This is a genomic window from Parafrankia sp. Ea1.12, assembly GCF_900465275.1.
Lineage (GTDB): Bacteria > Actinomycetota > Actinomycetes > Frankiales > Frankiaceae > Parafrankia > Parafrankia soli.
Genome location: NZ_UBIZ01000522.1, coordinates 1 through 9,192, shown reverse-complemented (window position 1 = coordinate 9,192; position 9,192 = coordinate 1). Strand labels below are relative to the sequence as shown.

Sequence of the window (9,192 nt, the reverse complement as noted above, 5' to 3'; positions counted from 1 at the left end):
GCTCGGCTTCGACACCTACCCGACCACCGCGTACACCCGAGCAAACCCCGACCATGTCGAAGCCGTACAGACGCTGCTCGCCCGCACCGCCAACCCCGTGGCCCCCAACGAGGTTGACGTTTCCCGCCCCTCCGACGCCCTCGCCGCACAGCACGCGGCCGACTCCACACTCGGCGCGCTCCTGCTCGGCCTCGGATCGGTCGCGCTACTCGTCGGCGGCATCGGCGTCGCGAACACCATGGTCATCTCCGTCCTCGAACGACGAGGCGAGGTAGGACTCCGCCGCGCCCTCGGCGCCACCCGCGGGGACATCCGCAACCAGTTCCTCGCCGAAGCGCTTCTCCTATCCACGCTAGGCGGGATCACAGGACTCATCCTCGGCACCGGCGTCACCACGTGCTACGCCACCACTCAGGCCTGGCCAACCGTCGTCCCGTCCTGGGCGATGCTTCTCGGACTCGGCGCCACCCTCGTCGTCGGCGCGGGCGCCGGGCTCTACCCCGCCACCCGCGCCTCCCGCCTCCAACCCACCGAAGCACTCACCGCGCCCTGAGCCGCCAGGGCACCGGGGCCGCTGACGGGCGGTGTCACGTCACAGGATTCGGAGCCGTCTGCTCGTGCGCCGGACGGCTCACTCACCGCCTCCGTCGCCGCGCTGACCGACCTGCGGCCCAGCGGATCGAACAACTCGGCGGCGTCAGCAAGGGGGGCGAGTGAACGATGTGGACGCCTCATTTCGACGAGGCGCTCCAGGGCGCAACCCGACAGGACAGCCACGAAGGGGCGTCAGCATCGGGTGGGACCAGCCGAACGAGTTTTCCGAAGGTCTGGCACTCATCTGTAGTACATGGTGCCGAGTTGGAAAGGGGTGGAATCGTGTCACAGGCCGGCGGCGCGCGTTTCGGTGACGCCGTCGATGTGGGCCGAGTCTGACCTGTTCTCGACGGTGGCGAGAATGTTCTCGATGACCGCCAGGGCTTCCGCATGTCCGAGGGTCACTCCCAGGGAATTTTCCATCATGATTCCTCTGGAGACCATGGTCATCAGGACCAGGAGCGCGATCGGGGGCACGTCGGGGAGGCCGAGATCCTCATCGGCGGCTCTACGGGTGAGCGACTCCAGTTGTGCCTCGCGGGATCGCTCGGCGATTTCGGCGATCTCCGCGCGGATGGTCTTGCGGTGGTTGGCCAGGGCCATGAACTCGGTGATCAGGGCGGTACCGGGTTCGCTGCCGAACTCCCACAAGGCAAGGGATACTTCGTGCACCCGACCGTGCTCACCAACGTCTCCACCGACGCACGGCTGTACCGCGAGGAGATCTTCGGGCCGGTGGTCGCCGTCCTGCCGTTCGACGACGAGGACGAGGCCATCGCCCTGGCCAACGACACGACCTACGGTCTGGCCGGCGCCGTCTACACGCAGAACGGCGCCCGGGCCCACCGCCTCGCCAAGCGGATCGAGGCGGGCACCATCACGCTGAACTGCCAGCTGGTCTTCGACCACCAGATGCCGTTCGGCGGCTACAAGCAGTCCGGCTGGGGCCGCGAGTTCGGCAAGGACGGCATCGAGATGTACCTCCAGACGAAATCCGTCTACAACCAGCTCTGAACAGGAGAACGGCCGCCGGCACCGGTGTGCTCTCACATCACAGATTGACGTTGGACATGTCCGGGTAGCGCTCGCCCTGCACAGCCTCGCCGGCCTTCGTCAGGATTTCCAACTCGTGCGGAGTCAGCGAGAGGCCGGCGGCGGCGACATTCTGCTCCAGGTAACGACGTCGTTTCGTTCCGGGGATCGGGACGATGTCGTCGCCCTGGTGGTGCACCCAGGCGAGCGCGACCTGGGCGGGTGTCGCGTTCCGCGCCGCCGCGATCTCCTCGATCTGGGCGACGACCGAGAGGTTGGCGTCGAGGTTCTCGGAGTTCATCCGGGGCATGCTGGCGCGGAAGTCGCCGGCCTCGAAGTCGTTCTGGGTACGGAAGGTTCCGGTGAGGAACCCCCGTCCGAGCGGGCTGTAGGCGATGAAGCCGATGCCGAGCTCGCGCACCGTCGGGAGGATCTTCTCTTCGGGGTGGCGTGACCAGATCGAGTACTCGGTCTGCAGTGCGGAGATGGGATGCACGGCGTGCGCCCGGCGGATCGTGGCCGGCGATGCTTCGGAGAGGCCGAGGTAGCGCACCTTCCCGGCGGTGACCAGCTCGGCCATGGCGCCAACGGTGTCCTCGATCGGCACAGTCGGGTCGACCCGATGCTGGTAGTAGAGATCGATGTGGTCGACCCCGAGGCGGGACAGGGATGCGTCGCAGGCTGAGCGGACGTACTCCGGCCGGCCGTTGATGTTCCTGGCCTGGGGATTGTCCGGGTCACGGACGATCCCGAACTTGGTCGCGAGCGTCACCTCGTCGCGCCGGCCGGAGATGGCCCGCCCGACCAGTCGCTCGTTTGTGAACGGCCCGTACATGTCGGCGGTGTCGAGGAAGGTGACGCCCAGGCCGAGCGCGCGCTGAATGGTGGCGATCGATTCGTTGTCGTCGGTTGCGCCGTAGAAGTCGGACATGCCCATGCAGCCGAGGCCCTGCACGCTGACCTGGAGTCCCTGGGAACCGAGCGGTACCTGGCGCAATGTGTCGTGGGGCATCGGTCGTCTGGTCCTCTCCCGATAGATATCAATCTTGGTGTCGATGGCTGTGAGATGGCGGCGAACCTCATCGAGACGCTCGGTGACGCGCTCCTTGTGGGCGGTGAGCAGCTCGAGCCGTTCGGTCTCGTTGCCGTGGCCGGCCCGTACAAGCGCCGCGTACCGCGCGATCTGGCGGATCGGCATGCCGGTTTGGCGCAGCGCGGTGAGCGTCGCGATCCAGCGCAGGTCCTCGTCGTCGTAGCGGCGATGGCTCGACGGAGCGCGCGCCACCCGATCGAGCATGAGGCCCACCCGCTCGTAGTACCGCAGAGTGTGCGCGCTCACGCCGCTCACCGTCGCCGTCTCCGCGATGGTGAGGCCGCTGTCCGCCGGCCCGGCGACGCCGACGGAGGGCCGTCCCGGCCCGGGTGCCCGGCAGCCCGACGTACGCCCGGCCGGCACCCGAGGACCGTCTTCGCTGAGCTCGTCGATCGCGGTCATGCCTCGAAGCTAGGACTTCGAGCGCGCTCGAAGTCAAACCTCTTCCGGCGTACGGCGCGCCCGACCAGCCTCACCCACGCGGATCGGGACGGGCCGTCGTGCCCAGGATCAACGCGGCCGCCATGATCGGCGTCATTGGCGGCGTCGAGTCGGTCAGCTCCGTCTCGGTCAACCTGAGCGGGTCCTGGGGGCCTCTGGAGGGTTGAGGAGAGCTGATGGACGATGACGGACACGATGAGTTCCGGGCGTATTTCGCCGCCCGGCTGCCGGCCTTGCTGCGGCTGGCGTACCTGCTGACCGGCGACGCGGCCGAGGCGGAGGACCTGGCGCAGACGGCGTTGGCACGTACCTTCGTCGCCTGGCGGAAGGTCCGTGTGTGCGACTCCCCTGACGCCTACGTGCGGCGAATTCTCGTCAACGCTCATCGGCGACGGTTCCGCGGTCGCCGGGTGGTCGAGACGCTGATGCCCACGGTGCCCGACAGGCTGGTCGGCGGGTCCGCCGGCGAGCTGGCGGCGGTGGAGGACCGGGCGGGACTCGCGGCGGCGCTGGCCGCCCTGCCCACCCGGCAGCGGGCCGTCGTGGTGCTGCGCTACTGCGAGGACCTGTCCGAGGCCCGCGTCGCGGAGATCCTCGGCTGCTCGGTCGGGACTGTGAAGACCCACGCGTCACGGGGCCTGGCCCGGTTGCGGGCCGATCCGTCGCTGGGGACGGCGATGGGACCGCGGTCCGACGGCGTGCGGCAGCCGTCGAGATCCGGCGACGGCGCCGTGCCGCCCCAGCTCGGCGCATCGGAACTGAACGGGACGAGGGGAGGTGCGGCATGACCTCCGACGAGGAGATGATCGAACGCCTTCGTGGCGCGGAGCGAACGGTGGACGTCCGGCCGTCGGGTGATCTGTGGGCCGGCGTACGGGCCCGGGTTCCGGGGGAGCGCCGTCGTCGGGTCGCGCGGCGGGCCGCCCCGGCGGTGGCGTGCGCCGTGGCCGCGGTGGGGATCGCGGCCGGCCTGACTCTGGGGGGCGGCACGGGGAAGGCATCCCTCGCGCCCGCCGACCTTCCGCCGGCCCCGCGGATCACCCGGCTCCAGCCGGTCACCTTCACTCCGGACGAAGCGGCACATCTCGTGGTCGAGTGCCTACAGTCCGGTCCTGGGCCGGCGGACCCGGCGCGCTTCCAGCCGGGTGGGCTGACGGTGTGGGCGGCGGCGCGGGACGCCGCCGGAGCGACCGTGATCCTGTCGAACCCCTCGACGTTCGTCGACTGCGACGTGCCGGCGGACGCGGCAGGTCGGCTGGACATCGACGGGGCGTATGTCTACAGCTGGGGGGGCGGGCACGATGCGGTGCCCCGGACCGATCTCGAGCTGGAGTACGCCGGCGGAAGTCACAGGATAGGCGGCGGCTTCGGAGGCCGCCTCGGAGCCGGCTTCGGTAGCGGCCCCGGTGACAGTCGCACGGTCCATGACTGTGGCGGACGGGTGTCGGCCCGGGTTGCCCGGGTCACCGCGACGACTCCGTCCGGCGAAATCGTCGAGGTTCCCATCCAGGACGGGAAGGTCGTGGTCAGGACCGTCCAGATCGATCCGCCCGAGCCTGGTCCACGGCCCGGTGAGCCCGGGTTCGAGGACTTCAGACGGAACAACCCGACGCTTTTCAACGACTGGTACCAGGCCAATCGACCGGTCGTCCGGGCCTACGACCGGGATGGCCGCCTCCTGGCTGCAACCGAGGCGGGCTGAGGAGGGCCTAGGAGGGCTGAGACGGGCGCCGTCACTCCCCGTGCCGCGCGGGCAGAGGCAGTGGCGCCTCCTGCGCGCCACTGCAGGGGCGGTGGCCGTCAGCCGCTGCTGACGGCAAGGACGATCTTGCCGCGGCCGTGTCTCGTCTCCAGCTCCCGGTGCGCCTCGGCGGCGTCCGCGAGCGGGACGACCCGGCGGACGTTGATGTGCAGGGCTCCGTGCGCCTGGAGGTCGGCCAGCTCGGCGAGCCGGGCGGCTGACCGGAGGTTGGGCGTGACCCGGATCCCGAGCTCCCCCGCCCGGCCGTGCTCGACGAGGGTGAGGATCCGGCTCCGGTCGGCGACCAGCGCCAGCGACGTGGTCAGCGCGTCGCCGCCGGCTCCGTCCAGCACGGCGTCCACGCCCGCGGGCGCGATCGCCTGGACGCGTTCGACCAGGCCGTCGCCGTAGGCGACCGGGATCGCGCCCAGTGAGCGGAGATAGTCGTGGTTGGCCGCGCCGGCGGTGCCGATGACGGTCGAGCCGGCGCGTACGGCCAGTTGGACGGCGACCGTCCCGACCCCGCCGGCGGCGGCGTGGATCAGGACGGTGTCGTCCCTGCCGACGCCCAGCTCCCGCAGCGCGATGTGGGCGGTCTGCGCCCCGCCGCTGAACCCACCCGCGACCTCCCAGGACATGCCGGCCGGCTTGGCGGTCACCTGGCCGGCCGGTACCACCAGATACTCGGCATACGCACCCAGCTGCCCGAAGCCGAGCACCTCGGCGCCCACCGCGACGCCGTGACCCCCGCCGTCGACGCCGTCGATCCCGCCGACTCCATCGACCTCGTCGCCGACCTGGTCGACGACCCCGGCGAACTCGTTGCCGGGAATCGTCGGGAGCCGGGGTGTCACCCCGGGCGGTGCCCAGCCCGCGCGGACGGCGCAGTCGATCGGCTGGACACCGGCGAACCGGACCCGGACCCGTACCTGGCCGGGCCCGGCCACCGGCGTGGCCAGATCCATCAGCTCGAGAACCTCCGGGCCACCGTGCCGCGCGAACGCCGCTGCCTTCATCGGACATCCCTTCATCGCCGTTGACGAAGGTCGAGTCTGCGACCTCGACCGCGGTTGAGATCAAGGGCAGGAGATGAGACCCGGGTCACGCGGAGGCACCACGCTCCGGCGAATTCTCGTCACCGCTCATCGGCCTGGACACGGCCTGCGGGGGAGGCTGAACGGGGCAGCGACTCGTCTCGATCAGGATGGCGATGCCGTCGAGGAGGCGTTGCAGGCCGAACTCGAAGAGCGAGTCGAGGTCGAGGGATCGGGGCGGGACGCTCGCCAGCAGCGGGTGAGCCGAAGTCGCCGCCGGTGGGGTGATCGCGGAAGTGCCGTGGGCGTCCATCCACTGCTCGTCGGTGAGGCCCGAGTCCTGCACCGCCTCCGCCTCCGCCTCCAGGTTCAGGGCCAGCCCACGGATGTGGGCGGCCAGGGTGGTGTGTACGTGGATCATGGCCACCGGGTCGAGACCGAGTCCGTGCAGTGCCCGCATCACCCACTCCGCATGAGCCTTGATCTGCGGCGACATCAGGGGCCTGGTGAAGGACATCGCCTGTGCCAGCCAGGGGTGCCGGCGGTACATGGCCCACTGGGACCGTGCCGCCGCCTCCAGGCACCGGCGCCAGCCGGCCGGCGGTGGGTCGGGTGGCGGTGCCTCGGCGAAGACCATGTCGGCCATCGACAGCACCAGCTGTCCCCTCCCGCCCACCTGCCGGTGGAGCGCCACGGTGGTGACACCGAGCTCGACGGCCACGCGACGCATGGACAGCGCCGCCAGCCCCTCCAGGTCGGCTATGTCGACCGCCACCCGCACTATCCGCGGTCGGGCCAGCCCCGACGTCGGATGGCCGCCGGCACGGGGCCGGGCAGCACCAGGGCTCCGGGGATGCGGGCCCGAGAAGTCGACGATCGTGCCGACACCCGGGAGAGGTCGGGCCAGACCCTCCTGGTGGAGCGTCGCGAGCACCTTGGTGGCCGTGGCCATCGCGATGCCGAACTCGCGGACGATCTGGCGGGTCGACGGCAGCCGCTCGCCCGGCCGCAGCTCGCCGGATGTGATCCGCCGCCGCAGTTCGGCGGTGATCCGCAGGTATGGCGGGACGTCCTCCGAATCGGAGATGACCACAGCGTGCCTCTTCCCGGACTGCTCTAGTGCGCATGTCGCCTGGGAACGGATGCTATCCGGCCATCAAATTCTGGTGCACTAGTGCGTGATTTCCTTTGCTGGACCTGTTCCATACGATGCGACCGTCCGGATCGATTCGATCCTGGTCGGGTGATGGCGGGTCGTGGCGCGATTTTCTGGATCCCACGCCCGGCGGAATGCGCACGTATATCGGAGCCCGAAAGGAAGTGGCGTGGTGGCTACGCAGGTCGAGACAGGGAGTGTGGAATCGACCGACGGAACGGTGATCAGTTATCGGACGATTGGCCGGGGCCCCGGTCTTCTGCTTGTTCCGGGAGCCCTCGCGGTCGCGGCGGACCTTGATGGATTCGCGGCCGCGCTGGCGAGCGGGTTCACGGTCCACACAATCGAGAGACGGGGGCGCGGTGCCAGCGGCCCGCAGGGCGACGCCTACACGGCGGCCAAGGAGCTCGCCGACCTCGAGGCCGTCCGAGCGGCGACGCGAGCTCGATTCGTCGTCGGGCACAGCTTCGGCGGATTCCTGCTGTTGGAGGCCCTGCGGAACACCGGTGCCACTGCCGGTGCCGGTGCCCCCGTCGGAGTCGGAGTCGGTGCGTTCGACGGCGCCGCCGCATACGAACCCGGAGTCCTCCTCGACGGCGTCGGGCCCGTGACGTTGGAATGGGCGCGGCGCTGCCAGGACGAACTCGATCGCGGCCGGCCACGGCAGGCGTTCATCACCTTCGTCCGTGGCGTGAACCCCGAGACGACGGGACGGGTCCCTCGTGCCCTGCTCGGACTCATCCTGGCATTCGCGATCAGACCCGCCGAACGCCGTCGGAAACACGCCCTGCTGGGCGGGACGATCAGGGAGCATCAGGAAGCGGCGAGGGTGGCGAACCAGCCCGACCGCTACCGCGCGATCACGACTCCGACGCTGCTCATGGCCGGCAGGGACAGTGACGACACCGCGGCCGGACGCGCGACCCGACAGCTCGCCGGGATTCTGCCCCGCGCCAGCCTCGTCACCTTCGGGGACCTCGACCATTTCGGGCCGGAGAGGGCGCCGCGGCGTGTAGCCGCGGCAGTGGCCGACTTCTTCGCCGCCGTCGGCACGTCCGGCTCGGCACGGGCCGAGCGGTGACGGTGACGGTGACGGTGACGGGCAGCGTTATCCGCCGAGACGCTGACCAGACCGCCAGCTCGCCATCGGGCAACTGCTCAAGCCGCCAACCGACAGGCCGGCCGGTGGCGGCGTCCCAGATCCGGCCCGATCGATTCCTGATCGATTCACGGCAGCGCTACTTTGAGTGACTAATCCACCACGATGCGGCGCGGCCGGATCCCGGGTGGGGCGTGGCCGGCTTCGATGGCGCTTGACCTGCTCATCGGTCATGGTTGATCAGGGAGGGGGTATGGATGCGCCGAGACGTCGCCCTGCCGGGAACGGTGTCGGGGTGTCCTGATGACGCACCGACGCACCCCGGTCACCCGGGATGAGCCGAGCGGATCCCTGACCGATTTCGTGGGCTTGTTGGCCGAATACGCAGAGACGGCCAGAGCCGGGAAGCGTAGAAACAGATAGAGACGCTGACGATGTGGTCTGGCGCACGCCCCGGACCCGCCAGTCGAGGAGGATCATGAACATCGACGACATGGTCTTGGTGAGCATCGACGACCACGTGGTCGAGCCGCCCGACATGTTCAAGAACCACGTCCCGGCGAACCTGGTCGACCAGGCGCCGCACGTCGTGCGCAACGACAAGGGCGTGGACCAGTGGATCTACCAGGGCCGGGTGACGGGCGTCAGTGGCCTGAACGCGGTCGTCTCGTGGCCGGCGGAGGAGTGGGGCAAGGACCCGGCCGGCTTCGCCGAGATGCGCCCGGGGGTGTACGACATCCACGACCGGGTCCGGGACATGGACCGTAACGGGATCCTGGCGTCGATGTGCTTCCCGACGTTCGCCGGGTTCAGCGCCGGGCATCTCAACCACTACAAGACCGACACCACGGTCACGATGATCCAGGCGTACAACAACTGGCACATCGACGAGTGGGCCGGCACCTACCCGGGCCGGTTCATCCCGCTGGCGCTGCTTCCGACCTGGAAGCCGGAGCTGATGGTGAACGAGATCCGCCGGGTGGCGGCGAAGGGCTGCCGGGC

General features: G+C 69.9%; 9 protein-coding genes and 2 pseudogenes. 6 read left to right on the top strand and 5 right to left on the bottom strand.

From position 1 onward, the window contains the following. A partial coding sequence (locus tag FMEAI12_RS30560) for an ABC transporter permease (protein WP_146776801.1) occupies window positions 1–553 on the top strand: 553 nt, incomplete at its 5' end. A 326-nt stretch (window positions 554–879) separates the two neighbouring features. Here the strand turns inward: FMEAI12_RS30560 and FMEAI12_RS38830 are convergent. Then, entirely contained in the window at window positions 880–1,266 is a 387-nt protein-coding gene (locus tag FMEAI12_RS38830; protein WP_235014837.1) for a hypothetical protein, read from the bottom strand. Between FMEAI12_RS38830 and FMEAI12_RS38825 the strand changes: the two are divergent. Beyond that, window positions 1,156–1,608 (top strand): annotated as a pseudogene (locus tag FMEAI12_RS38825) (aldehyde dehydrogenase); the annotation flags it as partial. The gene FMEAI12_RS38830 and the pseudogene FMEAI12_RS38825 overlap by 111 nt on opposite strands. 37 nt (window positions 1,609–1,645) lie before the next feature. Here FMEAI12_RS38825 and FMEAI12_RS30550 read toward each other — a convergent pair. Then, entirely contained in the window at window positions 1,646–2,638 is a 993-nt protein-coding gene (locus FMEAI12_RS30550) for an aldo/keto reductase (RefSeq protein ID WP_235014839.1), read from the bottom strand. Between the two features lie 168 nt (window positions 2,639–2,806). Further along, window positions 2,807–3,121 (bottom strand): annotated as a pseudogene (locus FMEAI12_RS38820) (MerR family transcriptional regulator); the annotation flags it as partial. Between the two features lie 215 nt (window positions 3,122–3,336). Here FMEAI12_RS38820 and FMEAI12_RS30545 point away from each other — a divergent pair. Next, window positions 3,337–3,948: a SigE family RNA polymerase sigma factor gene (locus tag FMEAI12_RS30545; protein WP_112108757.1), complete on the top strand. Its 612-nt coding sequence runs from the start codon at window positions 3,337–3,339 to the stop codon at window positions 3,946–3,948. Further along, window positions 3,945–4,862 (top strand): hypothetical protein, encoded by a 918-nt coding sequence (locus tag FMEAI12_RS30540; RefSeq protein ID WP_112108756.1) that lies wholly within the window; start codon window positions 3,945–3,947, stop codon window positions 4,860–4,862. Before FMEAI12_RS30545 ends, FMEAI12_RS30540 begins: the two co-directional genes overlap by 4 nt. Window positions 4,863–4,960: 98 nt before the next feature. Here FMEAI12_RS30540 and FMEAI12_RS30535 read toward each other — a convergent pair whose 3' ends face one another. Continuing rightward, the gene (locus FMEAI12_RS30535) at window positions 4,961–5,917 is read right to left on the bottom strand and encodes an NADP-dependent oxidoreductase (RefSeq protein ID WP_112108755.1); all 957 of its coding nucleotides are present in this window, start codon (window positions 5,915–5,917) and stop codon (window positions 4,961–4,963) included. Window positions 5,918–6,002: 85 nt separating this feature from the next. Then, a complete protein-coding gene (locus FMEAI12_RS30530; RefSeq protein ID WP_200835466.1) occupies window positions 6,003–7,028 on the bottom strand; it encodes a TetR/AcrR family transcriptional regulator C-terminal domain-containing protein in 1,026 nt (341 codons plus the stop codon). Window positions 7,029–7,260: 232 nt separating this feature from the next. On the opposite strand from FMEAI12_RS30530, the gene FMEAI12_RS30525 reads away from it, so the two are divergent. Together FMEAI12_RS30525 and FMEAI12_RS30520 are read left to right on the top strand one after the other, a co-directional pair. Continuing rightward, window positions 7,261–8,172 carry an alpha/beta fold hydrolase gene (locus tag FMEAI12_RS30525; protein WP_112108754.1) on the top strand — a complete coding sequence of 304 codons (912 nt, stop codon included), beginning with the start codon at window positions 7,261–7,263 and terminating at the stop codon, window positions 8,170–8,172. A gap of 496 nt (window positions 8,173–8,668) precedes the next feature. Continuing rightward, window positions 8,669–9,192 (top strand): amidohydrolase family protein (locus FMEAI12_RS30520; RefSeq protein WP_146776800.1); only part of this gene is annotated, 524 nt, incomplete at its 3' end.

Excerpts from the sequence above, each read along its gene's own strand:
- FMEAI12_RS30535 (WP_112108755.1), bottom strand. The coding sequence starts at position 5,917 with ATGAAGGCAGCGGCGTTCGCGCGGCACGGTGGCCCGGAGGTTCTCGAG.
- FMEAI12_RS30540 (WP_112108756.1), top strand. The coding sequence starts at position 3,945 with ATGACCTCCGACGAGGAGATGATCGAACGCCTTCGTGGCGCGGAGCGA.
- FMEAI12_RS30550 (WP_235014839.1), bottom strand. The coding sequence starts at position 2,638 with ATGCCCCACGACACATTGCGCCAGGTACCGCTCGGTTCCCAGGGACTC.
- FMEAI12_RS30545 (WP_112108757.1), top strand. The coding sequence starts at position 3,337 with ATGGACGATGACGGACACGATGAGTTCCGGGCGTATTTCGCCGCCCGG.